17 protein-coding genes and 1 pseudogene are annotated in these 23,624 nt (G+C 67.4%); 7 read left to right on the top strand and 11 right to left on the bottom strand.

Features of this window, described 5'->3' with window-relative positions; all coding sequences use genetic code 11:
- Positions 1 to 118 precede the first annotated feature (118 nt).
- The 6 genes from L6444_RS20870 to L6444_RS20845 all read right to left on the bottom strand — a co-directional run bounded on the left by L6444_RS20870 (position 119) and on the right by L6444_RS20845 (position 6,732).
- Positions 119 to 835 carry a C39 family peptidase gene (locus L6444_RS20870; protein ID WP_236976943.1) on the bottom strand — a complete coding sequence of 239 codons (717 nt, stop codon included), beginning with the start codon at positions 833 to 835 and terminating at the stop codon, positions 119 to 121.
- Positions 836 to 1,004: 169 nt separating this feature from the next.
- Positions 1,005 to 1,703, bottom strand: a complete 699-nt coding sequence (locus L6444_RS20865; protein WP_236976942.1) for a C39 family peptidase — start codon at positions 1,701 to 1,703, stop codon at positions 1,005 to 1,007.
- Between the two features lie 173 nt (positions 1,704 to 1,876).
- A complete protein-coding gene (locus L6444_RS20860; protein WP_236976941.1) occupies positions 1,877 to 2,254 on the bottom strand; it encodes a DUF4189 domain-containing protein in 378 nt (125 codons plus the stop codon).
- A 16-nt stretch (positions 2,255 to 2,270) separates the two neighbouring features.
- Positions 2,271 to 3,011, bottom strand: coding sequence for an LppX_LprAFG lipoprotein (locus L6444_RS20855; protein ID WP_236976940.1), 741 nt, complete (start codon positions 3,009 to 3,011; stop codon positions 2,271 to 2,273).
- Positions 3,012 to 3,100: 89 nt separating this feature from the next.
- Positions 3,101 to 5,008 (bottom strand): ABC transporter ATP-binding protein, encoded by a 1,908-nt coding sequence (locus L6444_RS20850; protein WP_236976939.1) that lies wholly within the window; start codon positions 5,006 to 5,008, stop codon positions 3,101 to 3,103.
- Positions 5,005 to 6,732, bottom strand: coding sequence for an ABC transporter ATP-binding protein (locus tag L6444_RS20845; protein WP_236976938.1), 1,728 nt, complete (start codon positions 6,730 to 6,732; stop codon positions 5,005 to 5,007). The genes L6444_RS20850 and L6444_RS20845 overlap by 4 nt, the downstream gene beginning before the upstream one ends.
- A 192-nt stretch (positions 6,733 to 6,924) precedes the next feature.
- Between L6444_RS20845 and L6444_RS20840 the strand changes: the two genes are divergently transcribed.
- Positions 6,925 to 7,434: a DUF3558 domain-containing protein gene (locus L6444_RS20840; protein ID WP_236984314.1), complete on the top strand. Its 510-nt coding sequence runs from the start codon at positions 6,925 to 6,927 to the stop codon at positions 7,432 to 7,434.
- An 8-nt stretch (positions 7,435 to 7,442) separates the two neighbouring features.
- Positions 7,443 to 7,985 carry a DUF3558 domain-containing protein gene (locus tag L6444_RS20835; protein WP_236976937.1) on the top strand — a complete coding sequence of 181 codons (543 nt, stop codon included), beginning with the start codon at positions 7,443 to 7,445 and terminating at the stop codon, positions 7,983 to 7,985.
- Here L6444_RS20835 and L6444_RS20830 read toward each other — a convergent pair.
- Positions 7,982 to 8,497: a SixA phosphatase family protein gene (locus tag L6444_RS20830; protein ID WP_236976936.1), complete on the bottom strand. Its 516-nt coding sequence runs from the start codon at positions 8,495 to 8,497 to the stop codon at positions 7,982 to 7,984. The two genes, L6444_RS20835 and L6444_RS20830, sit on opposite strands and share 4 nt — an antisense overlap.
- A 366-nt stretch (positions 8,498 to 8,863) precedes the next feature.
- Between L6444_RS20830 and L6444_RS20825 the strand changes: the two genes are divergently transcribed.
- Genes L6444_RS20825 through L6444_RS20815 form a run of 3 tightly spaced genes read left to right on the top strand, consistent with a single transcriptional unit; the run spans position 8,864 to position 14,262 of the window.
- Positions 8,864 to 10,015 (top strand): metallophosphoesterase family protein, encoded by a 1,152-nt coding sequence (locus L6444_RS20825; RefSeq protein ID WP_236976935.1) that lies wholly within the window; start codon positions 8,864 to 8,866, stop codon positions 10,013 to 10,015.
- On the top strand, positions 10,012 to 12,639 hold the full coding sequence (locus L6444_RS20820; protein WP_236976933.1) for an AAA family ATPase: 2,628 nt from the start codon (positions 10,012 to 10,014) through the stop codon (positions 12,637 to 12,639). Before L6444_RS20825 ends, L6444_RS20820 begins: the two co-directional genes overlap by 4 nt.
- Positions 12,640 to 12,675: 36 nt before the next feature.
- On the top strand, positions 12,676 to 14,262 hold the full coding sequence (locus L6444_RS20815; RefSeq protein WP_236976931.1) for a GMC family oxidoreductase: 1,587 nt from the start codon (positions 12,676 to 12,678) through the stop codon (positions 14,260 to 14,262).
- A gap of 14 nt (positions 14,263 to 14,276) precedes the next feature.
- Here L6444_RS20815 and L6444_RS20810 read toward each other — a convergent pair whose 3' ends face one another.
- From L6444_RS20810 to L6444_RS20795, 4 genes and pseudogenes are all read right to left on the bottom strand, one after another.
- A complete protein-coding gene (locus L6444_RS20810) occupies positions 14,277 to 15,923 on the bottom strand; it encodes an ABC transporter family substrate-binding protein (RefSeq protein ID WP_236976929.1) in 1,647 nt (548 codons plus the stop codon).
- Positions 15,924 to 15,978: 55 nt separating this feature from the next.
- Complete coding sequence (locus tag L6444_RS20805) at positions 15,979 to 17,808, bottom strand: dipeptide ABC transporter ATP-binding protein (RefSeq protein WP_236976928.1); 1,830 nt, start codon at positions 17,806 to 17,808, stop codon at positions 15,979 to 15,981.
- Positions 17,805 to 18,689, bottom strand: coding sequence for an ABC transporter permease (locus L6444_RS20800; protein WP_236976927.1), 885 nt, complete (start codon positions 18,687 to 18,689; stop codon positions 17,805 to 17,807). Before L6444_RS20800 ends, L6444_RS20805 begins: the two co-directional genes overlap by 4 nt.
- Positions 18,689 to 19,665: pseudogene (locus tag L6444_RS20795) on the bottom strand (ABC transporter permease). Before L6444_RS20795 ends, L6444_RS20800 begins: the two are co-directional and overlap by 1 nt.
- Positions 19,666 to 19,835: 170 nt before the next feature.
- Here L6444_RS20795 and L6444_RS20790 point away from each other — a divergent pair.
- Both L6444_RS20790 and L6444_RS20785 read left to right on the top strand, forming a co-directional pair.
- Entirely contained in the window at positions 19,836 to 20,327 is a 492-nt protein-coding gene (locus tag L6444_RS20790; protein WP_236976926.1) for a beta-class carbonic anhydrase, read from the top strand.
- Positions 20,328 to 20,443: 116 nt separating this feature from the next.
- Positions 20,444 to 23,605: an adenylate/guanylate cyclase domain-containing protein gene (locus L6444_RS20785; protein WP_236976925.1), complete on the top strand. Its 3,162-nt coding sequence runs from the start codon at positions 20,444 to 20,446 to the stop codon at positions 23,603 to 23,605.
- Positions 23,606 to 23,624: the final 19 nt, after the last annotated feature.

The raw sequence follows: 23,624 nt of genomic DNA, 5'->3' as shown, positions 1-23,624 counted from the left end.
CATCGCGCTACTGATTGCCCTGCCGTAACCCGAGGCCGGACGACGCAGGAGCATGCAGAGCGAGGCCCAATGCCGGGTTCGCGATGAATTGGGGCACAGATCGCGAAATTGCGCCGCGTCACCTCACCGTTCCGCCGGTGAAAACCAGGAAATAGTGGCTGGTGGCCCACGCCCTGAGGAACAGCTCCAGCGGGATCTGCTCGTCGCGGCCTGTTCGGGTGCCGCTGTCGTTGAGGTGTACGACCGCACGGGCGGTGTCGACGCCGGTCACCACCACGGCGTGGTCGGATACCGGGTTACCGTCGTCGTCTTTGCTCTCGACCGGCTCACCCCAGATCATTTCGGCGTTGACGCTGACTATCACCGCGTGTCCGGCGCCCAGGTAATGTTCCAGGGCCTTCACTCCGGTCGCGAGGCCCGTCTTCTCCGCCTTGCTCTCGTCGGTCATCTGAGCGCCGATGCCGTAGTGCCCCAGTAACGTCGGGATGTCCATCCGGCTGGTTCCGTTGCCCGAGTTCGGGTTCTTCTCGTCGACGGGTTTGATGTAGATCGAGCCGGGATGCATGGTGCTCGGCGTGGATTGCGCGACGCGGATGATCGCCTCTTCCTCGGGTTCGCTACCGGTCATTTGGCCGACCACGTCAGCGCTGGCCATCAGGACGCAGTCGTCGTACTTCTGGTAGCGCCACCACTTGGCGGCCGCGGCAGGGTTGCCGTATGTGATGCCGGCGGCCGCGCCAGCCGGGGCGGCCAGGCCCAGTCCGGTGGCGCCAAAGACCGTGACCGCCAAGACCACCAGGATGCTCTTGGCGTGGATGAGAAGCCTGCCGCGCATGGTCTGTCCCCTTCTGTGTCGTCGTCGAGAAAAGGTTGGGGCAGCGGCCTTCTTGGAATCTGGGCGAATTCTTGGGGCACTCGACTGCGCCGCGCACACAACGAAGGCGGGCAGCCGGTCCGGTGTCACACCGGTGGCTGCCCGCCCGCCCAGACGCCCGGGCCTCACGTCACTTGTGGGTCTCCCGGGTGACCGTCATGAAGTTGCGGCCGGTGGCCCAGGCCTTGACAAACACGGCCATCGGGATCTGTTCGTTCTTGCCTTTCTCGGTGCCGCTGTCGTTGAGGTGGACGACGCCGTTCGCGGCGTCGATGCCGGTGACCGCCACGGCGTGGTCGGCGCGGGGCTGGCCGTTGCTGCCCTTCTTCTCGATCGGCTTGTTCCAGATCATCTCCGCGTTGAGTACGACGATCACGGCGTGTCCGCTGCCCAGGTTCTGTTCGAGGGCCTCGATTCCAGATGCGTGGCTGTTGTCCGCGTGAATCCCATAGTGCGCCAACAGCGTCGGCAGGTCGTACGGGTCGGTTCCCATACCGGAGTTGGGGTCGTTCTTGTCGGCCGGCTTGACGTAGACGGAGCCGGAGTGCGAGGCGCTCGGGGTGGATTGGGCGACTTTGACGATGGAACGTTCCGAGGGCAGCTTGCCGGTGATCTGGCCGACCACCTCGGCGCTGGACATGATGGCGCAGTCGTCGTACTTCTGGTGCTGCCAGTACTTCTCGGCGGCAACCGGGTCGCCGTACATGGGACCGTTCCCGGAAGCCTGGGCGGGTCCGGCGAGTCCGAGCGCAAGAGCGCCGGCGGCCGCAGTGGCGACCAGAGCGAACTTGGCGGTCTTTGCGATGCTGGTGATCTTGATGCCGGTCATCGGTGCTGCCTTTTCTCCGGGTTGTTGGTCCGCGGTGCGGAGTGCTTGAGAAAAGGCTGCGGCGTCGGTCTTCTGGTTATCTCTACGATTTCTTGGCGTGACCGGCCGGCGCTGCTGCCGACCCGATGACTGCGCGAATCATGTTTATCTGACCGGATAGTCGGCGACCGGCGTCAGTTGCAGGACCAGGTGTCGATATAGCCGCCGGGGAGCTTGCCCAGGGCTTCTTTCATCGCAGTGCGCAGATCCGGACCGGTCCCGGCCTGATATTCGGTATCTCCGCCGCCGCCTTTGGTGGCGACGGCGCCACACCCGGTGAAGCTGATCATCACCTTGCATTCGGTGGACCCGCAGGATTTCACTGCTGCAGCCTCGGCGTCCTCCTTGGCGGGAGTGCCGTGCGAGCGTCCCCACATGCCGTTAGGGGCGTACGCGATGGCGCCGTAGGAGTCGGCGGCCTGGACGGCGGGCGCCAGGGCGACCGCGATCGCCGCACCGCCCACCAACCGGGCGACGGTAACCGTCAGCCGCCGCCGGGAGCTGCTCGTCATCAAGAATTCCTACTCTCTAGCCGGGTTTGGTCACGGTGACCTGTTTGCCCCAGTCGGACATGCTCAGCGTTACCGATGCGTTCGCGGTGGGGGAGATCTGGACCTGCACGAGGTGGGACGACCCGTCCGACGCGGTCCAAACGGTGGTCGGCACGGTCGAGACGTTCGCTTCGGTCAGACGGACGCCAGCCAGCGTGGCGATGTCGTCGGCCGACGAGTCACCGGTGATCTTGGTGGTGGCGACCCCGTCGAGCTGCTGGCTGCCGGCCACCGAACCGTTCTTCAGGTTGGTCAGCAGATTGGCCAATCCCTTGCCCGGATCCAGCAGTACCGAGACGTTGTAGATCGAGGCGCCGGTGCCGAAATCGGTGTATGAGCCGGGCTGGCCCAGATCGCAGTAGAGATGCCCGTCGACGAAGACGAATCGGGCCTCTTGACTGTCACCGCCCAGCGGCACCGTCGCAATGCCGGTGGCCGCGGTTTGGGGTGTGTTGGAGACGTCGCCGTCGAATTTGCGCACGCCGATGTTGGGCACCTCACCCTGCACCGCGACCTTGAGGTGCGTGCCAGTGACTTTGCGCATCACCTCAGCGGCCGATTTGAGCAGCGTCGCCGCCTCGGCCCTGGTGGCCGCGGTGGTGCCGGTGGATGTTCTCGCGCCGGTCGACCCGTTGCTGCCGCAGCCGGCGAGCACCAGCGCCACGGCCAGCGCGGCGGCGACCAGACCCCGGCGGTCGGCACGCGGTGGGAGCTTCATCGACATCTCCTAACGGTGGCCTCCAGCTCTTCCTGCATAACCATCGGCGCGCACGACAGTCAACAGCCCGCGTCCGACCCCAGCCAGATTCATGCCCGGGTCATTTCGTAATAAGCACCGCGGCGCGCCAGCAGTTCGGCGTGGCTGCCTTGTTCGACCGCGCGCCCCTCCTGGACGACCACAATGCGGTCGGCATCCCGGATCGTCGAGAGGCGATGCGCAATGATGAAGCTGGTCCGATCGCGGCGAAGTTCGCGGGTGGCGCGGGCTATCAGCAGTTCGGTTCGGGTGTCCACCGAACTGGTCGCCTCGTCCAGGATCAGTAGTTGCGGGCGGGCCAGGAAGGCGCGGGCGATCGTGATGAGTTGCTTCTCGCCGACGCTGATGTTGCCGCCGTCGCCGCTGATCCTGGTCTGATATCCGGCCGGGAGCGTATGCACGAACCGGTCCACGTAGGCCGCCCTGGCCGCCGCCACCACTTCCTCCGGGCTGGCGTCCGGCCGGCCGTAGGCAATGTTCTCCTCGATCGTGCCGTCGAACAGCCAGGTGTCCTGCAGCACCATGCCGATCCGGGAGCGCAGTGCGTGCCGGTCCAGGGAGGCGATGTCCACCCCGTCGATCAGGATTCGGCCGAATTGCACCTCGTAGAAGCGCATCAGCAGATTCACCAGGGTCGTCTTGCCGGCGCCGGTCGGCCCGACGATGGCCACCGTGCTGCCCGGTTCGGCGATCAGCGACAGATCGTGGATCACCGGGTGTCCCGGGAGGTAGGCGAAACTCACGTGCTGGAACTCGACCCGGCCGGGCCGGTCGGCGGCGACCGGCAGCCCGGGGTGGCGGTCCGAGTGTCCTCCGGGCTCGTCGAGCAGATCGAACACCCGCTCGGCGCTGGCCACCCCCGACTGCAGGGTGTTGTACATGGCGGCGACCTGGCCGACCGGGGTGTTGAATTGGCGCACGTACTGGATGAACGCCTGAATGCTGCCCAGGGTGATCTGTCCCGCGGCCACCTGCAAGCCGCCGATCACCGCGACCGCGACGTAGCCGAGGTTGCCGATGAAACCCGTTGCGGGCCCTACCAGGCCGGAGAAGAACTGCGAGCCGAAACTGGCGTGATAGACGTCGTCGTTGAGCTGGCGGAACTGCGCTTGCGCGCTGGCCTGGTGACCGAACGTCTTGACCACGGTGAACCCGCTGTAGGTCTCCTCGATATGCGCGTTGAGCCGCCCGGTGCTGGTCCAATGCGCCAGGAACAGCCGCCGCGACCGGCGGGTGATCGTCCGGGTGGCCAGCAGCGACAGCGGTACCGTCAGCACGGTGATGAGCGCCAGCAGTGGTGAGATCCACAGCATCATCGCGAACACGCCGACGACCGTCAGCACCGACGTCACCAGTTGGCTGATCGTCATCGACAACGACGTCTGCATGTTGTCGATGTCGTTGGTGACGCGGCTGAGCAGTTCGCCACGCTGGTGCCGGTCGAAATAGGACAGCGGCAGCCGGTGCAGCTTGTCCTCGACGTCGCTGCGCAGTCTGGTGACGGTCTTCTGCACGGTGACGTTCAGCAGCCGGGCCTGGCCCCAAAGCAGCAGGGCGGCAACCAGATACAGCAGCAATGCCAGCGTCAGCGTGCGGATGACCGCACCGAAGTCCACGCCTCGGCCGGGTGTCACATTCATCCCCGACAACAAGTCGGCGAAGGCGTGGTCGCCACGGGCCCGGGCGGCCGCGACGGCCTGTGCTTTGCTGATGCCTGCCGGCAGTCGGCGTCCGACCACGCCGTCGAACAGCAGATCGGTGGCGTGTCCGAGGATTCGCGGCACGGCAACTCCGACGGCGGTACCGGACACACCGAGCACCATGACGGCGACACTGAGCCCGCGGTGCGGGGCCAGTCGCCGGATCAGGCGGCCAGCCGATCCCCAGAAGTCCCGGGAGCGCATGTTAGGCGGGGCGGGGGCGGCGCCGCGGGGACGCGCGTTCATCGGTGCGGTCACCGCATCGCCCCCACCGCTTGCGACGCCGCGAACTCGGCGTAGGTCGGGCACCCGGCCAGCAGGGATTCGTGCGTGCCGGCCCCGACGATGCCGCCCTTGTCGACGACAATAATCTGGTCGGCCTGCGATGCGGTCGAAATACGTTGGGTGACAACGATGATCGTCGCTTCTTTGGCTTCCTCGCGCAGGCTGGTGCGGACTCGAGCGTCGGTGTGTACGTCGAGTGCGGAGAACGCGTCATCAAAAAGGTAGACGGCAGGGCGGCGGATGACGGCGCGCGCGATCGCGAGTCGCTGGCGCTGCCCACCGGAGAAATTGATGCCACCCTGCGCAACCCGCATCTGCAGGCCGTGCGGTCGCACGAAGTCCTCGGCCGCGGCGACGCGCAGCGCGTCCCACATCTGCTCGTCGGTCGCCTCGGCCGCACCGTAGCGCAGGTTGTCCGCGACGGTCCCGGTGAACAGGAAGCCGCGCTGCGGCACCAGCCCGATCGCCGACCACAACCGCTCGGTGCGGTAGTCGCGGACGTCGACGCCGTCGATGGACACCGCGCCGGCGGTGACGTCGTAGAGCCGGCAGATCAGCGACACCAGCGTCGACTTGCCCGAGCCGGTGCTGCCGATGATGGCGGTCGTGGAACCCGGCGCCGCGGTCAGCGAAATATCCTGCAGCACCGGGCAGTCCGCACCGGGATAGGTGAAGGTGACCTGGTCCAGCCGGACCGCCCCGGTGATTCCGTGTGGCGGGAACAGTGGTTGGTCGGGGTCGCCGACGGCCGCGGTGGTGGCCAGCACCTCGGTGATGCGTTCGGCGCACACCGACGCACGCGGCAGCACCACCAGCGTCATCGTCGCCATCAGCACCGCCATCAGGATCTGGGCGAAGTAGGACAGGAACGCGATCAGCGAACCCACCTGCATGCGCCCTGCGTCGATGCGCAGGCCGCCGAACCAGATCAGTGCCACGCTGGACAGGTTGATGGTCAAGGTGGTGACCGGCAGCATCAGCGCCTGCCAGTTGCCCGCACCCAGCGCGGCATCGGACAGCGCCTGGTTGGCGTGCGCGAACCTGTCCCGTTCGAAGTCCTCGCGGGTGAAAGCCCGGACCACCCGCACCCCGGACAGCTGGTCGCGCAGCACCCGGTTGATGTTGTCGATCAGGCGTTGCATGCTGCGGAACATCGGCAGCATGTGGCCGATGATCCAATAGTTCGCGACGGCCATGACGGGGACGCTGACCAGCAGCAGCCAGGTCAGCGCGGCCTCCTGGTGGATGGCCATGACGACGCCGCCGATGCACATGATCGGGGCGGTGACCAGCACGGTCGCCGTGGTCTGAACCAGGAACACGATCTGGCGAACGTCGTTGGTGCTGCGGGTCAGCAGCGTCGGTGTGCCGAATCGGGCCGTCTCGTGCTCGGAGAAGGTGAGGATGTGCTCGAACATCGCGGCCCGCAGGTCGCGGCCGAAACCCGTCCCGATCCGCGAACCGAAAAAGGTCGCCCCCACCGCACACAGCACCTGCAGACCGGTGACCACCAGCATCACTACGCCCAACCGCGCGATCGTGAGCGTGTCGCCCTTGGCGACGCCGTCGTCGATGATCGCGGCGTTGACCGTCGGCAGGTACAGCGACGCCAACGTGCTTATCGATTGCAGCGCCATCAACGCCCCGACCAGCCGGCGGTACGGCCGGATGTACTGGCGCAGCAGTGCCAGGAGCATGGGGTAACTGTCGCACACCCACTCGCGCCGGTACCGCGCCGACCTGCATGGCTGAAATGCCTGATCAGGTGGCGTGTCGGTGGTTGACCTGCAACGGTGCCGCTACAGTGCATCGTGTGACGGGCAGTAGAAGAGGTTGCAGTGCGGCGTAATTTGGCGGCGCGGGTCGTGGCCGCGCTGACCCTGGCGGCAATGCTGCTCGGGGTTGCGGGTTGCGGCGGTTCCGGAGACAACAAGCCGAGCGGCGGGACGGTGCCGTCGACGCCTGGGAACGCCGAGGGCAAGCACGGGCCGTTCTTCCCGCAGTGCGGCGGCATCAGCGACGAAACGGTCACGCAGCTGACCAGAATCACCGGCCTGGTCAACACCGCCAAGAACTCCGTGGGCTGCCAATGGCTGGCCGGCGGTGGTATCTCCGGCCCGCACTTCTCTTTCTCCTGGTACCGCGGCAGCCCCATCGGGCGGGAACGCAAGACCGAGGAGGTGTCGCGCGCCAGCGTCGACGACATCAACATCAACGGTCACAGCGGATTCATCGCGGTCAACAGCGAGGCCAACCTCGGCGAGTCGCTGTGTGAGGTCGGCATCCAGTTCCAGGACGACTTCATCGAATGGTCGATCAGTTTCGCCCAGAAGCCGTTTCCGCCGCCCTGTGACATCGCCAAGGAATTGGCCCGGCAGTCGATTGCGAATGCGAAATGAACAGGTGGATGCGTAGCCTGGCAGCCCTGACGGTGGCCGTTGTTGCCGCTCTGCTGGTCTTGACCGGTTGTACGAAGACGGTCAACGGGGCGGCGGTCAAGGCGGGCGGGGGCGGAGTCCCGCGCAACGACAACTCCGAGAAGCAGTATCCGAACCTGCTCAAGGAATGCGAAGTCCTGACCACCGACATCCTGGCGAAGACGGTGGGGGCCGACCCGTTGGACATCCAGAGCACGTTCGTGGGCGCGATCTGCCGCTGGCAGGCGGCGAACCCGGCCGGTCTGATCGACATCACCCGGTTCTGGTTCGAGCAGGGCAGCCTGAGCAACGAGCGGAAGGTTGCCGAGGGCTTGAAGTACCAGATCGAGACCCGCTCGATCCAGGGCATCGACTCGATCGTGATGCGGCCCAACGATCCCAACGGCTCCTGTGGTGTCGCCAGCGACGCGGCCGGGGTGGTCGGCTGGTGGGTAAATCCCCAGGCGCCCGGCATCGATGCCTGTGGTCAGGCGATCAAATTGATGGAACTGACGCTGGCCACCAACGCCTAACCTCGGGTGCCTTGGCGCGGGACGTGGAATTCCACCAATTCGGCGCTACCCGGTTCCAGCTCTGCCCAGCGATCGGGAACGCGTAGCACCGCGATGCCCGATGTCGGATACTTCTGTGAGATGCGCTCGGCCGCAGCGATATTCGTGCGGCCGTCGGCGAGGATGAGTGCGACCGAGGAGATCGTCGGTTCGTGCCCGACGACCAGCACGGTGCCGATGCCGTCGTCGACCTTGTTGACTTCCGCGATCAGCGCGCCGGGAGTCGCGCCGTAGAGTCGCCCGACGTAGCTGACCGGTGCATCGATTCCGGTGCGCGCCAACGTTTCCCGGGCGCGGGCGGCCGTCGAGCAGAGCACCGCGTCGATGGCGGGCACGTTGGCGGACAGCCATTCGCCGCCCAGCGCGGCCTCGCGGCGGCCCCGCGCGGCCAACGGCCGATCGTGGTCGGCCACCCCGCTGGGATAGTCCGACTTCGCGTGCCGCATCAGTACCAGGGTGTGCCGCTCGTTCACGGGCTCACGTTAACCACTGTCGATGGTCACCGCGCAGTCCGCCCCGCCCGAGCGTCCCGTCCGTGGTCGGTCACCCTGGCCAGGCGGGCGTGCCGGCGCGGGCTGCGATGCCGCGGCCGCGGGGGGCCCGCTCCGTAGTCCGAGGGCAGTTCGTCGAGCATCCACGTGCAGCCGGTCTCGGTCGCCGAACCGGCCGATCGGGTGACACGACAGAGGCCAAAGTGGCACACGAGGTTGGTGTGACCGGCGACCTCACCGCGCGTGGGACTGCGGACCGAACCTCCGATCGGCGTCCCCGGACTTGTCGGCGCCCCGCCCTACACTCCCGGGCATCGGCTTTCACCATTCCGGAAGGGGGTCCACGCCATGCGGTTCCTGCACACCGCCGACTGGCAACTGGGCATGACGCGGCACTTTCTTGCCGGCGACGCCCAGCCGCGATATTCGGCGGCCCGCCGCGACGCGGTGGCCGGGCTGGGAGCGCTGGCCGCCGAGGTCGGTGCGGAATTCGTTGTCGTGGCCGGCGACGTCTTCGAGCACAACCAGCTGGCCCCGCAAGTGATCGGTCAATCCCTGGAAGCCATGCGCGCCATCGGGATTCCGGTCTACCTGCTACCGGGGAACCACGATCCGCTGGACGCGGCGTCGGTCTACAGCGGTCCGCTGTTCAGCACGGAATGCCCGGCCAACGTTGTGGTCCTGGACCGCGCCGGTGTGCACGAGGTCCGGCCGGGATTGGAAATCGTCGCGGCTCCGTGGCGGTCCAAAGCGCCCACCACAGACTTGGTCGCCGAGGCGCTCGACGGACTCTCCGGCGCCGACGTCACCCGGGTGCTGGTCGCGCACGGCGGCGTCGACGCGTTGGACCCCGATCGCGACAAGCCGTCGCTGATCCGTCTCGACTGCATAGAAAAAGCGCTGTCCGACAACGTGATCCACTATGTGGCGTTGGGCGACAAGCATTCGCTCACCCAGGTCGGCGCCAGCGGGCGGGTCTGGTATTCGGGCGCACCGGAGGTCACCAATTACGACGACGTCGAGTCCGACCCCGGTCACGTCCTGGTCGTCGACATCGACGAAACCGACCCGAGCCGCCCGGTGACGGTCGAGGCCCGTCATGTCGGCCGCTGGCGGTTCGTCACGCTGCACAGTCACGTCGACAACGACCGTGACATCGCGGACCTGGACGTGAACTTGGATCTGCTGAGCGACAAGGAACGCACCGTGGTGCGGCTGGCGCTCACCGGTTCGGTGACGGTCACCGATCGCGCGAAACTTGACGCGTGCCTTGACCGTTACGCCCGGCTTTTCGCGTGGGTGGGACTGTGGGACAGCCACACCGACCTGGCGGTGGTGCCCGCCGATGGAGAGTTCGCCGACCTCGGGATCGGCGGGTTCGCCGCTGCGGCGGTCGACGAACTGGTCGAGACCGCACGCGCGGGTGACTCGCCGGACGCCGTCGATGCGCAAGCGGCGCTGGCGCTGTTGCTGCGGCTGACGGATCGGGGTGCGGCATGAAGCTGCACCGGCTGGTCATGACTAACTACCGTGGCGTCACGCACCGCGAGATCGAGTTACCAGACCAGGGCGTGGTGATCATCCACGGCGCCAACGAGATCGGCAAATCGTCGATGATCGAGGCGCTGGACCTGCTGCTGGAGTCCAAGGACCGCTCGACGAAGAAGGACGTCAAGCAGGTCAAGCCGACCAATGCCGACGTCGGAGCGGAGGTCAGCGCCGAGATCAGCAGCGGCCCTTACCGTTTCGTCTATCGCAAGCGGTTCCACAAGCGGCCCGAGACCGAGTTGACGGTGCTGGCGCCGCGCCGCGAGCAGCTGACCGGCGACGAAGCGCACGAGCGGGTCCGAGCGATGCTGGCCGAGACGGTCGACACCGAATTGTGGCACGCCCAACGGGTCTTGCAGGCCGCGTCGACGTGTGCGGTCGACCTCGCCGGCTGCGACGCGCTGTCGCGGGCACTCGACGTCGCCGCCGACTCGGCCGGCGACGCGGCGCTGTGCGGTACCGAGCCGCTGCTCATCGAGCGCATCGATGCCGAGTTCGCGCGCTACTTCACCCCGACCGGCCGTCCGACGGGGGAGTGGGCCGCCGCGATCTCTCGGCTCGACGCCGCCAAGCTCGCCGTGGACGAGTGCACCAAGGCGATGGCCGAGGTGGATGACCGGGTGGCGCGGCATGCGCAGTTGGTCGCTCAGAGCGCGGAGTTGGCGCGGCAGCGCAGTGCCGCCGCCCCGCGCCTGGCCGCCGCGCAGGCTGCCGCGGACCGGGTAGCAGCACTTCGCGACCAGCTCAAGGACGCCAGGCTGGTTGCCGCGGCCGCGGTGGCCACCAGCGCCACATCGCACGATGCGCACACCGCGAGGCTGGCGCTGATCGCTGAAATCGACAGTCGCGCAACGGCGGTCTCCGCGGAGGCGGTCGAAGCGCAGGAGGCGACACGGCAGCAGGCGGTGGCGGCCGCCGAGGCCGACGCCCAGGACGAGGCGGCCAAGCAGGCCGCGGCCGTCCTGGCGGCGGCGCAGCAACGCGCGGAAGCCGCGCAGCGCACTCTCGACCAGATCGCCGAACGCGAAGAGGCCGACCGGCTGAGTGGGCGGCTCAACCGGATCGGCGAGGCGCAGCGCCAGCTCGACGGGGTCTGCACCGAGCTGTCCGGCATCGCGCTGACCGACGAGTTGTCCCGCCGGATAGAAGCGGCCGCAGCCGCCGTCGACCGGATCGGCGGCCAGCTGGAGTTGCTCTCCGCCGTCGTCGAATTCACTGCGGCCGCCGATATCGAGATTGCCGTGGGCGGCCGGCACGTAACGCTGTCGGCGGGGCAGATGTGGCAGATCACTGCCACCGGCCCCACCGACGTCGAAGTGCCCGGGGTGCTCAGCGCCCGCGTCACACCGGGCGCGACCACGCTCGATATCCATGCCGAACACGTTGCTGCTCAAGGTGACTTGACCGAAGCCCTGGCAGCGGCCGGGGTCGCCGACCTCACCGCGGCACGCGCGGTCGAGCGACGACGCCACGAACTGCGGGGCGAGCGCGACCGGCTGACGGCGACCCTGGCCGCGTTGTGTGGTGACGAGCAACCAGACGCGCTGCGCGCCCGGCTGGGCCAGCTGCACGCCCGCGAACCGGCCGCACCGGATCTGTTCACCACCGATGCCAACGCCGCTCGTGCCGAACGCGACGCCGCCGAGGCGGACCGGATCGCAGCGCAGGCGGCGTGCGAGACCCAGCGCCGGCTCGCCGCCGAAGCTGCTCGCCGGCACGCCGAGACAACCACCCGTGCAACGGTTTTGAGCAGCAGCGTGGCCACCCGGCGCGCCGAGCTCGAGGCGGCCGCTGATAAGTTGGCGGCCGAACGGGCCGCGGTCTCCGACGATGCGCTCGCCGCCACCGCCGAGGCGCAGGGCCACGCGGCGCGGGTCGCTGAGTTACGCGTGGCCGAGCTGAACCAGGCGCTGGCCGCTGCGGCACCGGACTCGATCGCCGCCGAGCTCGCCGCGGCGACCGAGGCCGCCGAGTCGCTGCACCAGCGCCACTGCGAGTCCGTCGCCGCGCTCAACCAAATCGGCATCGAGCTTGCGGTGCTGCGCAGCGAGGGACGCAAAGGCAAGCTCGACGCTGCACAGATCGAACTCGAGCACGCCGCCGGGCAGCACGCGCGGATCGGCGATCGCGCCCGGGCTGCTCAGCTGCTGCGCTCGGTGATGACGCGCCACCGCGACACCAGCCGGCTGCGTTATGTACAGCCCTACCGCACCGAACTGCAACGACTCGGCCGTCCAGTGTTCGGGCCGACGTTCGAGGTTGAGGTCGACAGCGCGCTGCGCATCCAGAGCCGGACCTTGAACGGCGTCACCGTGCCGTACGAGTCATTGTCCGGCGGGGCCAAGGAACAACTCGGCATCCTCGCGCGGTTGGCCGGCGCGGCCCTGGTCGCCAAGGAGGACACCGTTCCAGTGGTGGTCGATGACGCGCTCGGTTTCACCGACCCGGACCGGCTGGCCAAGATGAGTGAGGTCTTCGACACCGTGGGCGCGCACGGGCAGGTGATCGTGCTGACCTGCAGCCCCGCCCGGTACGCCGGTGTCACGGGCGCGCATCGCATCGATCTCAGCGCATAGTGCTTCGGGGTTGACCGGCCTAGACTCGGCCCTGCGATGGAGATGCAGCGCGACTACGTGGTGGTCGGCACCGGCTCGGCCGGTGCCGCGCTGATCGATCGGCTCAGTTCCGACCCGGCCACCGAGGTGGCGGCACTGGAGGCCGGACCCGGCAACACCAACCGGTTCATCGGGATCCCGGCGGCGTTCTCCAAGCTGTTCCGCAGCGAGGTCGACTGGGACTACCTCACCGAGCCGCAGCCCGAGTTGGACGGACGCGAAATCTATTGGCCGCGAGGCAAAGTGCTCGGCGGCTGCTCGTCGATGAACGCGATGATGTGGGTGCGCGGCTTCGGCGCCGATTATGACGAGTGGGGCAGACTCGCCGATCCGCAATGGTCGGCGGCTCAGGTGCTCGAGTACTACCGTCGCATCGAGAACGTCAGCGCGGCGTGGCACTTCGTCAGCGGCGAGGACAGCGGCGTCATCGGCCCGCTGCACATCTCCCGCCAACGCAGCCCGCGACCGCTGACCGCGGCCTGGCTGTCCGCCGTCCGTGAGTGCGGCTACCCGGCTGCCCAGCCGAATTCCATTGCACCGGAAGGATTTTGCGAGACAGTCGTCACGCAGCACCGGGGCGCCCGGTGCAGCACGGCCGACGCCTACCTCAAGCCGGCGATGAGCCGCAAGAATCTGACCCTGCTCACCGAAGCCGCCGCGACGCGAATCCTGTTCGACGGCAACCGCGCCGTGGGCGTGGAATACCAGCGGGCCGGTCACACGTCGGTAATCCGCGCCCGGCGCGAAGTGGTGTTGTGCGGCGGTGCCGTCAACACCCCGCAACTGCTCATGCTGTCCGGGATCGGCGACCGTGATCATCTCGACGAGCACGGCATCGAGATCGTCCGGCACGCACCGGAAGTCGGCCAGAACCTGATCGACCACCTGGTGACGCCGTTGGGCTTCGACGTCGCCGACGGCAGCCTGTTCGCCGCCGAAAAGCCCCGGCAGCTGATCAGCTATCTGCTGCGGCGGCGCGGGATGCTCACCTCCAACGTCGGGGAGGCATATGGATTCGTCCGGAGCCGCGCCGACCTGGACCTGCCCGACCTGGAATTGATCTTCGCCCCGGCGCCGTTCTACGACGAGGCGCTGGTGCCGCCGGCCGGGCACGGTGTGGCGTTCGGCCCGATTCTGGTGGCACCGCAGAGCCGGGGCCAGATCACGCTGCGCTCCGCCGACCCCCACGACAAGCCCGTCATCGACCCGCGCTACCTGTCGGATCCGGGCGGCGTGGACCGGGCGGCGATGATGGCTGGGCTGCGGATATGCGCCGAGATTGCGCAGGCCCCGTCGCTGCGAGACGTCCTCGGGTCCGTCGTGCGACCACGCAACAGCACCGAACTCGATGACGCCACCCTCGAATTGGCCCTCAACACCTGCTCGCACACCCTCTATCACCCGATGGGCACCTGCCGGATGGGCAGCGACGACGCCAGCGTGGTCGATCCGCAACTGCGGGTCCGCGGAGTCGACGGGCTGCGCATCGCCGACGCGTCGGTGATGCCGAGCACGATCCGCGGGCACACGCACGCCCCGTCGGTGCTGATCGGGGAGAAGGCCGCCGACCTGATCCGGGGCTGACGGGCGCAGGCGCGTCAGCGCGTGAAGCCGATCGCGGTGAAGTCCGGGTCGGCCAGGCCGCGGGCACCGAAATTCGCCAGGTCGCTGCGCACGGCCACCGGGCCCGGCGATTGGGTCAGCGGCAGGCTGAACCCCTCGGCCCAGATCAGCTGGTCGACCTTATTGGCCAGCGCGCGCGCCTTACCGGGATCGAGCTCACCGAGCGTCTGTTCTATTGCGTCGTCGATCTCCCGGCTGCCGATCTTGCCGAAGTTGCTCTCGCCGTGGGATGCGTAGATCTGGGTGAGCCCGGACAACGGGAACGCGTCGCCCACCCAGCCGAACAGCGCGATATCGAACGCCCCGACATTGACGTAGTCACGGAAAAACCCACTGCCGGAACGGGATTGCAGGTCCAGCTTCACGCCGATCTCACCGAGGCTGTGCTGGGCGATCTGGGTGAACACCTTGGTGCTCTGCGCCTCGTAGAACAGCATCCGCACCACCAGCTGCCGACCGTCCTTCTCCCGGATGCCCGTATCGGGATTCAGTCGCCAGCCCAGCGCGTCGAGATCTCGTTTGGCCTGTTCGGGGTCATAGGGCAGGCTGTTGTCCTGATAGCCTTCCTGGCCGGCGACGAACACGTGATTGTTCAACGGCACCGGTTCGGCGGTGAGGCCGTGCAACGCGACGGTGGCGATGGTCTTGCGGTCGATGCCCTTGCAGACGGCCAGGCGCAGCGCCGGGTCCTGCAGGATCGATCCGTTGGCGCCGTTCATGGTGAAGTGTGTCCAGACCGGCGCGGGTGCCTGCCGGATGGCGATGCCCTTGGTGCGTTCGGCGATGATCAGCTGGTCGAGCGAGGCGAGTCCGGTCGCGTCGATCGTGTTGTTCTGCAGCGCCGGCAGCCGCGCCGTGTCGTCGAGCACCAGATAGGTGATGGAATCCAGGCGCGGCGTCCGGCCCCACCATCTCGGGTTGCGGGTCAACACGATTCGCTGTTTGGCCCGATCCAGTGTCGAGATGATGAACGGGCCGGCAGACAGGCCCGGCGCGTCGAGCCAGCCCTTGTTGAAAGCGTCGGGAGTCGAGGTGAGGGTGGCCGGCAACAGCATGCCGTTGCCGGCGAACATGCCCCGCCATTCGGCGTAGGGCTTGGCGAAGGTCATGATCGCCTGCCGATCGTCCACCCCGCGGGTCACCGACGCGACTCGCTCGGCGCCGTTGGTGGTCGCGATGGCGAATGCCTCATCGGATCCGCTGGTGGCGTGTATCTGACTGGCGATGTCCTGCCAGGTGATCGGACTCCCGTCGGACCACACCGCTTTGGGGTTGATGGTGTAGGTGATCACCTGCGGGTCGGTTCCGGTGAGTTCGACGCTGGTGAAGTAGTCGGTGTTGACTCGCGTGGAGCCGTCGGCTCCGATGATGAACGCGCTGGGCAGAGTGGCCTTCATCATCCCGGAGACTTCCGACGAGTTGCCGTCGATATGCAGGATGTTGAAATTCGGCGGGAAGTCGATGAGCGCGAGCCGCAGGTTTCCACCCTCGCGCAGGGTGGCGGGATCCTGCGGGTTGACGTCGCTGGCGGTGCCGATGGCGCCGTGACCGGCCGGCGTCAGTTGGCCGCCGGTCGCGCATCCGGACAGCAGCAAGGCGCCGGCCAGCAGAGCGCACAACATTTTCAGGAGCGGCGTGCTTCGGCGGCCCGGCGTCCCGGGCGGCGCACCTGCGCGGCTACCCATGGCTTGCTCCCGGCACGGCGCCCAGCAGTCGTTTGGTGTATTCGTGTCGCGGATTGCCGAACACCTGCTGGCTGTCGCCCTGCTCGACGACGGCGCCCCGCAGCATCACCACCACCTGGTGGGCGAGGTGTTTGACCACCGAAAGGTCGTGGGAGACAAAAAGATAGGACAATCCGAACTGGTCTTGGAGGTCCAGTAGCAGGTTGATGATGCCGGCCTGGATGGAGACGTCGAGTGCGGACACCGGCTCGTCGAGGGCGAGGATCTTGGGCTGCAGGGCCAAGGCCCGCGCGATGCCGATACGTTGCTTCTGGCCGCCGGAGAACTCGGCGGGATAGCGGTTGGCGTCGGCGCGGCGCAGGCCCACGATGTCGAGCAGCTCCCCGACCCGGGCGTTGGTGCTGCCCTTGTCGGAACCGTTGGCCCGCAACGGTTCCGCTAGCAGCTCGAAGACCGGAAGCCGCGGATCCAGCGAGGCCACCGGGTCCTGGAACACGATCTGGATGTCGCGCCGCAATGACCGCCGGCCCGCTGCACCAAGAGTTGTGACATCGGTGCCGAGCACCTCGATCGAACCCGACTGTGGCGCGGCGAGCTCCATGATCTGTTGCAGCGTGGTCGATTTGCCCGACCCGGACTCGCCGACGATGCCCAGCGTGCGGCCTTGTTGCAGCTCGAAGCTGACGCCGTCGACGGCGCGGACCTCGCCGACGGTGCGGCGCAACAGCACGCCTTTGGTCAGCGGGTAGGTCTTGACCAGATCACGCACCCGCACCACCACGGTCGAATGATCGGACACCGCCTCGCCTTTGGCGGTTTCGACGCCGTAGATCTGCGCGGCGCTGCGCCCGGCGGCCGCATCGGTGCGAATGCAGGCGGCTCGGTGATCGGGTGCGACCTCCACCAGCACCGGTTCGGCGCTACGGCAATCGTCGATGACCAGTGGGCAGCGCGGCGCGAACGGGCACCCCGGGTCCAGCCCGGCCAGCGACGGGGGAGCACCCGGTATCGGCACCAGCCGGGTGCCCTGTGGGGCGTCCAGGCGCGGAACGGAACCCAACAAGCCGATGGTGTAAGGCATTTGACGGTCGCGATAAAGGTCGTCGACACCGGCCGACTCGATCACCCGGCCCGCGTACATGACCAGCGCCCGGTCGGCGAACTCGGCGACCACGCCCAGGTCGTGGGTGATGATCAACACCCCGGCACCGGTGACGTCGCGGGCCTTCTTCAGGACGTCGAGGACCTGGGCCTGCACGGTCACGTCCAGCGCGGTGGTGGGCTCGTCACAGATCAACAGGTCGGGGTCGTTGGCGATCGCGATGGCGATCACCACTCGTTGGCGTTCACCGCCGGAAAGCTCGTGCGGAAATGCGCGGGCGCGCTCGTCGGGCCGGGCGATACCGACCAGCTCGAGTAGTTCCACGGCCCGCGCGCGAGCGGCTTTCTTCCCGACGGTGGGCTGGTGCACCCGGATTGCCTCGGCGATCTGATCGCCCACTGTGTAGACCGGCGTCAGGGCCGACATCGGGTCCTGGAACACCGTGCCGATCGACCTGCCGCGAAAGCGCGACATCGCCTCATCGCCCAGGCCCAGCAGCTCGTTTCCGTGCAGCCGCACCGAGCCGCCGACTCTGGCGTACTCGGGAAGCAGGCCAACCACAGCCATCGCCGCAGCGGATTTACCCGACCCCGATTCGCCGACCATGGCGACCACTTCGCCGGGACTGACGTGGTAGCTGATACCCCGGACCGCGGTCACGGGTGCGCCGTCGGTGGGGAAAGTGACGGCCAGGTCGGTCACCTCGAGCAGCGGACTCATTGCGTACCGCGCCGCAGGGTTCTCGCGCCCGGATCGAGCGCGTCTCGCAGCCCGTCGCCGGTCAGGTTGGCGCACAACACGATCGACACCAACACCCCGGCGGGAAACAGGAACACCCACGGGAAGGTGGTGGCCGCCTGGGTGCCGTCGGCGATCAGGGTGCCCAGCGACACGTCGGGAGGCTGCACACCGAAACCGAGGAAGCTCAATCCGGTTTCGGCCAGAATGGCGAATCCGACGTTCAACGTGGCGTCGATGATCAGGATGGACGCCACGTTCGGCAGAATGTGGTTGGTGATGATCCGCCGGCTGGATACGCCCATATACCTTGCCGCGCGGATGAATTCGCGCTCCCGCAAGCTCATGGTCAGGCCGCGCACCATGCGGGAGCTGACCCATCCGCTGAAGGCGGCCAGCAGCAGCACGAGGGCAAAGATGTTGGCCGAGTTCTTGGTTCGCGGTGAGACGATGGCGATCAGGATGAAGCTGGGCACCACCAGCATCAGGTCGACCACGAACATCAGCATCCCGTCGCGCCAGTCCCGGAAGTAGCCGGCGATCGACCCCACGGTGGCGGCAATGCCGGTCGAGATCACCGCGACGCAGACGCCGATCAGCATTGACTTCTGCATGCCCCGCAACGTCTGGGCCAACACGTCCTGGCCGATCGCGTTGGTGCCCCACCAATGCCGGGTGTTGGGCGGCTGCAACAAAGCGTTGAAGTCGAGGTCGCGATAGGAGTAGGGCAGCAGTGGCGGCAGTGCGTAACAGCCGATGAACAACAACACCAGCAGGGTCAGTGCCACGACCGCAGACCGGTTGCGCAGGAATCGGCGCAGCACCAGGGTGCGGCGGGAGGTGAATTGCACGGTGGCCGCCATCACACCCGCACCCGGGGATCCAGTGCCGCGTAGAAGATGTCGGAGAGCAGGCCGGCCAACAAGGTGACGGTCGCCGAGAACAGCGTGATGGCGGCGATGATGTTGGTGTCCTGGGTGGCCACCCCCCGGATCGTCCATTCCCCCATGCCGTGCCAGCCGAAGATCTTCTCGACGAAGACGGCGCCGCCGAACAGGCCGGCCACGCTGTAGGCGAACAACGTCGCCATCGGAATCAACGCCGTCCGCAACCCGTGCTTGACCAATGCCCGGCGCCGGGTCAGCCCCTTGGCGCGGGCGGTGCGGATGAAATCCTGTCCCAGCACGTCAAGCATCGCGTTGCGCTGGTAGCGGCTGTAGCCGGCGGCGCTGAACAACAGCAGCGTGAGCGTGGGCAGCACCAGGTGTTTCAACCGGTCGGCCACGGCGGCCCACGACCCCCTCGGCCACACCGGGGGAGGTCTCCCCCGGTGTAGTCGAACAGCTGGAAACCCAACGCCCAGTTGGTCCGCAACGCGCCCATGATCAGCAGGTTGGCCAGCACGAACGTCGGCGTGCTCAGCAGCAGTAGCGCGAATACGGTGACCAGGCGGTCGCTGGCCCGGTACTGCCGGATGGCGCCCCACGCGCCGAGCGTCACGCCCAGCAGGGTGCCCAGTACCGAGCCGATGACCAGCAGCCGCAGCGTGACGGCGATGCGGCGCCACAGCTCGGTCGCCACGGGCTGGCCGGTGACCGTCTTGCCGAAGTCGCCGTGGGCCGCGTGCGAGACCCAGTTCACGTAGCGGATCGGGATGGGGCGATCCAGCCCGAGGTCGTGGACCTTGGCGTCGATGACGGCCTTCGGTGGCCTCGGGTTGCGCTGCATCAGACTTTCCAAGGGCGAGAACGCGACCGAGGTGAGGCAGAACGTCAGGAAGGACGCCAGCGCCAGCAGCACGAGGTACTTCAGCACCCGGCGCAGCAGGAACCGCGTCATGCCGTAGCACCGTGTCGCATTGGGACAGGGTAGCGATGCGGGCGCGGCGTGGCGGTAACGGCGCCTTACGACATTGCGATCCCACTGAGCCGCACTAGTGAATTTCGGGCCCCCAATTGTTAGCCTCCAGCCCGGCAGCGATCCGCCTGGCAAACCCGAGGGAGACTTGCGTGACGGTTACCGACGACTACCTGGCTAACAACGCTCAATACGCGAGCTCCTTCAAAGGGCCGCTGCCGTTGCCGCCCAGCAAACACATCGCGGTGCTGGCCTGCATGGATGCCCGGATCGACGTCTACCGGGTGCTGGGCATCAACGAGGGGGAGTCGCACGTCATCCGCAACGCCGGCGGGGTGGCCACCGACGACGCGATCCGGTCGCTGGCCATCAGCCAGCGGCTGCTCGGCACGCAGGAGATCATCCTGATCCACCACACCGACTGCGGCATGCTCACCTTCACCGACGACGACTTCAAGCGCGGCATCCAAGACGAGATCGGGGTCAAACCGCCGTGGGCGGCCGAGGCCTTCCCCGATGTGGCCGAAGACGTCCGGCAGTCGTTGCGCCGCATCGAGAACAGCCCGTTCGTCACCAAGCATGTCTCGCTGCGCGGATTCGTCTTCGACGTGGCGACCGGCAAACTCGAAGAGGTCACCCTCTAGCGCGAGCAGACGCAAAAGCTCTCCCCATTTCGTGCCGAAACGGGTGCGTTTGCGTCTGCTCGCACCCTATCCTTGGGCAAACAGAGGGTTCGGGACCCTAGATCGGCGGTGCTCGGATGACTGCGTGCGGGTCGTGCGGCACTGGCCTGCGGCGAGATGCCAAGTTCTGTGACGAGTGCGGTGCGCCCACGTCGGTATCGGGTGACACGCCGGAGTACAAGCAGGTCACCGTGTTGTTCGCCGACGTGGTGCGGTCGATGGACCTCGCTGCCGCCGTGGATATCGAGCGGTTGCGCGAGATCATGACCGACGTCGTGGAGCGTTCGGCGGGGGTGGTGCAGCGTTACGGCGGGACGGTCGAATACAACGGCGACGGGGTGATGGCGCTGTTCGGTGCCCCGGTTGCGTTGGAGGATCATGCTTTTCGTGCTTGTTTAGCTGCGTTGGCGATCCAGGAGGAGGCCAGCCGGTTGGCGGCCGAGGTGGGTCGCCGGGACGGCGTGGCGTTGCAATTGCGGGTGGGTCTGAATTCGGGTCGGGTGATCGCCGGTGACATCGGTTCGAGGACGCCACGGTATGCCGCGACCGGGGAGGCGGTCGGGTTTGCCCAGCGAATGGAATCGGCGGCACCACCCGGCGGGGTGATGTTGTCGGAGTCCACCGCCCGGCTCATTGAACACGCCGCGCTGCTGGGCGAACTGGAGTGGGTGCGCATCAAGGGGGGCGACGAACCGGTGGGCGGGCGCCGGCTGGTGGCGATTCGCCCGCGGCAGAGGGTGGCCGGGCGCGACGAGGCGATCCTGGTCGGTCGACGTTGGGAAATGGCGGCACTCGAGGCCATGGTCGAGCGCGCAATTGCTGGCCGCGGTGGTGTCGTTGGTGTGGTGGGTCCGCCGGGGATCGGCAAGAGCCGGGCGGCCCGCGAGGTTGCGGCACAGGCCGCCAATCGAGGGGTGGAGGTGTTCTGGGGCTTCTGCGAGTCGCATGCCAGCGACATCCCCTTCGCAGTGGTGACCGGACTGTTGCGGGCGGCCATGGGTGTGGCCGAGCTGGACGGCCACACCGCCCGCGCCCGGATCCGGGACCACGTCCCGGATGCCGACCCGCAAGATCTGCTGCTACTCGAGGATCTGCTCGCTATCGGCGACCCCGAGGTGGCGCTGCCGCAGATCGACCCGGATGCGCGGCGGCGCCGGTTGACCGCGCTGATCAATACGGTGGCGTCGGCGCGCATCAAGCCGGCGTTGTACATCATCGAAGATGCGCACTGGATCGATGCGACCAGCGAGTCGATGATCGCCGACTTCCTCAAAGTCTTCCCGCGCAGTCCGTCGATGGCGCTGATCACCTATCGTCCCGAATATCAGGGAGCGCTTAGCAGGGTGCCCGCAGCGCAGACGATAGCGCTTGCCCCACTGGATGATTCGGCTACCGCGGCGTTAGTACGCGAGCTGCTGGGTGCGGATCCCTCGGTTGCCGAGCTGGCGGCGATCATCGCCGAGCGGAGTGCCGGTAATCCGTTTTTCGCCGAGGAGATGGTGCGCGAGATGGCCCAGCGCGGCGTGCTCGCCGGCGAACGCGGTGGCTACGTCTGTTCCGCGGGTGTCGCCGAACTGAGTGTGCCGGCCACGGTGCAGGCGGCCATCGCGGCGCGCGTCGACCGGCTGAGCGGCCCGGCCAGGCAGACGTTGCAGGCGGCGTCGGTGATCGGGGCGCGCTTCGAGACGTGGTTGCTGACTGCGCTGGGAATCGATCCGGTGTTCGATGAGCTGCTGGCCGCGGAGCTGATCGATCAGGTGCGATTCACCCCGAGCGCGGAGTACGCCTTTCACCATCCGCTAATCCACGCGGTGGCCTACGAATCGCAGCTGAAATCCGATCGCGCCCAATGGCATCGGCGTCTGGCCGCCGCGATCGAAGAGGGTGAACCGGGATCGATTGAAGAGAACGCAACGCTGATCGCCGAACATTGGGAGGCCGCCGACGCGCCGCACGCAGCCTGTGGCTGGCACATGCGCGCCGGCGCCTGGTCAATGAACCGAGATCTCAACGCCGCCGCAGGCAGCTGGGAACGGGCCCGCCGCATCGCCGACGGACTGCCCGCCGACGACCCCAGCAAGTTGCCCATGCGCATCGCCCCTCGCACCATGCTGTGTGCCATCGCATGGCGAGGGCGAGAACTCGAGGAAAGCGCGGCCCGCTACTCGGAGCTACGCGAGTTGTGCAACGCGGCCGGCGACACGATCTCGCTGGCCATCGGCATGAGCGGACTGCTTGCCAAGTTCCTCTACGGTGGGCACACGCGTGAAGCGTCGCGCCTGGCATCCGAACAAGTGGCGCTGCTCGAGTCAATCGGCGATCCCGGCCCGACTGTGGGGTTGGCGTTCTCAACGTTCTGCATCTGGTTCGATGCTGGTGAATTCGGCAAGACGTTGCGATGGTCCCAGACCATTATCGATCTTGCCGCCGGCGACCCCGCCAAGGGCGCCGAGTTCGGGATGGGATCACCGCTGGCGGCCGCAATCGCATTTCGGGGCGCTGCTCGGTGGTGGTTGGACCGTCCCGGCTGGCGTCAAGACATCCACGACGCCCTCGCGATGGTCCGGCACAGCGATCCGACCGCCCGCGCCGGCATCGTCGCCTGGACGTATGGTTTCGCGATCCAATACGGGGTGCTCCGGGCTGAGAACTCGGCGGTGCGCGCGAGCGAGGAGGCGGTGCACGCCGCCGCGGCGGCCAGCAATGATCTCGCGCTGTGCTTGGCCGAGTACGTGTTGGCCGTCGCGCTGCTGAATCGCAACGCCGCGGGCGATGGTCATCGTGGGCTGGAACTGATGATTCGCGCCCGCGAACTTTGGCTGCGCGAGGGTGTTCTCTTCCTGCTGCCCGTGGTTGATGTCTGGGCCAGTTGGGCAAGGGCCAGGCGTGGCGACCGCGATGGTGCCATTCCAGTGCTGCGCCAGGCTGTCGACCAGCTGCATCAGCAAGACCAGGTCTTCTATGGCATCTGGGGTGTTGGAGTTTTGGTAGAGACGCTGCTGGAGCGTGGCACCGAGGGTGACGTGGTCGAAGCCCAGGAGGCGATTAATCGGTTGGCGAAGCTGCCGGCAGCCCAAGGCTCGGCGGCCCTCGACGTCCTGCTGCTACGCCTGCGCACGCTGCAATCCCGCGCCCGCGGCGACGAGGTCGCCTACCGGGACATGGTGCAGCGCTATCGCGAGAGGGCGAAATCGCTTGGCTTTGAAGGACATATCGCCTGGGCCGAGGCGATGACGTGAAGGCCGACGTATCGGTCGC

Origin of the sequence: Mycobacterium kiyosense, assembly GCA_021654635.1 — a bacterium.
Lineage (GTDB): Bacteria > Actinomycetota > Actinomycetes > Mycobacteriales > Mycobacteriaceae > Mycobacterium > Mycobacterium kiyosense.
Note: the sequence above shows the minus strand (reverse complement) of the source record. Positions and strands in the feature narration are given on the sequence as shown.

Excerpts from the sequence above, each read along its gene's own strand:
- L6444_RS20870 (WP_236976943.1), bottom strand. The coding sequence starts at position 835 with ATGCGCGGCAGGCTTCTCATCCACGCCAAGAGCATCCTGGTGGTCTTG.
- L6444_RS20865 (WP_236976942.1), bottom strand. The coding sequence starts at position 1,703 with ATGACCGGCATCAAGATCACCAGCATCGCAAAGACCGCCAAGTTCGCT.
- L6444_RS20860 (WP_236976941.1), bottom strand. The coding sequence starts at position 2,254 with ATGACGAGCAGCTCCCGGCGGCGGCTGACGGTTACCGTCGCCCGGTTG.
- L6444_RS20855 (WP_236976940.1), bottom strand. The coding sequence starts at position 3,011 with ATGAAGCTCCCACCGCGTGCCGACCGCCGGGGTCTGGTCGCCGCCGCG.
- L6444_RS20845 (WP_236976938.1), bottom strand. The coding sequence starts at position 6,732 with ATGCTCCTGGCACTGCTGCGCCAGTACATCCGGCCGTACCGCCGGCTG.
- L6444_RS20840 (WP_236984314.1), top strand. The coding sequence starts at position 6,925 with ATGCTGCTCGGGGTTGCGGGTTGCGGCGGTTCCGGAGACAACAAGCCG.
- L6444_RS20835 (WP_236976937.1), top strand. The coding sequence starts at position 7,443 with ATGCGTAGCCTGGCAGCCCTGACGGTGGCCGTTGTTGCCGCTCTGCTG.
- L6444_RS20825 (WP_236976935.1), top strand. The coding sequence starts at position 8,864 with ATGCGGTTCCTGCACACCGCCGACTGGCAACTGGGCATGACGCGGCAC.
- L6444_RS20820 (WP_236976933.1), top strand. The coding sequence starts at position 10,012 with ATGAAGCTGCACCGGCTGGTCATGACTAACTACCGTGGCGTCACGCAC.
- L6444_RS20815 (WP_236976931.1), top strand. The coding sequence starts at position 12,676 with ATGGAGATGCAGCGCGACTACGTGGTGGTCGGCACCGGCTCGGCCGGT.
- L6444_RS20810 (WP_236976929.1), bottom strand. The coding sequence starts at position 15,923 with ATGTTGTGCGCTCTGCTGGCCGGCGCCTTGCTGCTGTCCGGATGCGCG.
- L6444_RS20805 (WP_236976928.1), bottom strand. The coding sequence starts at position 17,808 with ATGAGTCCGCTGCTCGAGGTGACCGACCTGGCCGTCACTTTCCCCACC.
- L6444_RS20800 (WP_236976927.1), bottom strand. The coding sequence starts at position 18,689 with ATGGCGGCCACCGTGCAATTCACCTCCCGCCGCACCCTGGTGCTGCGC.
- L6444_RS20785 (WP_236976925.1), top strand. The coding sequence starts at position 20,444 with ATGACTGCGTGCGGGTCGTGCGGCACTGGCCTGCGGCGAGATGCCAAG.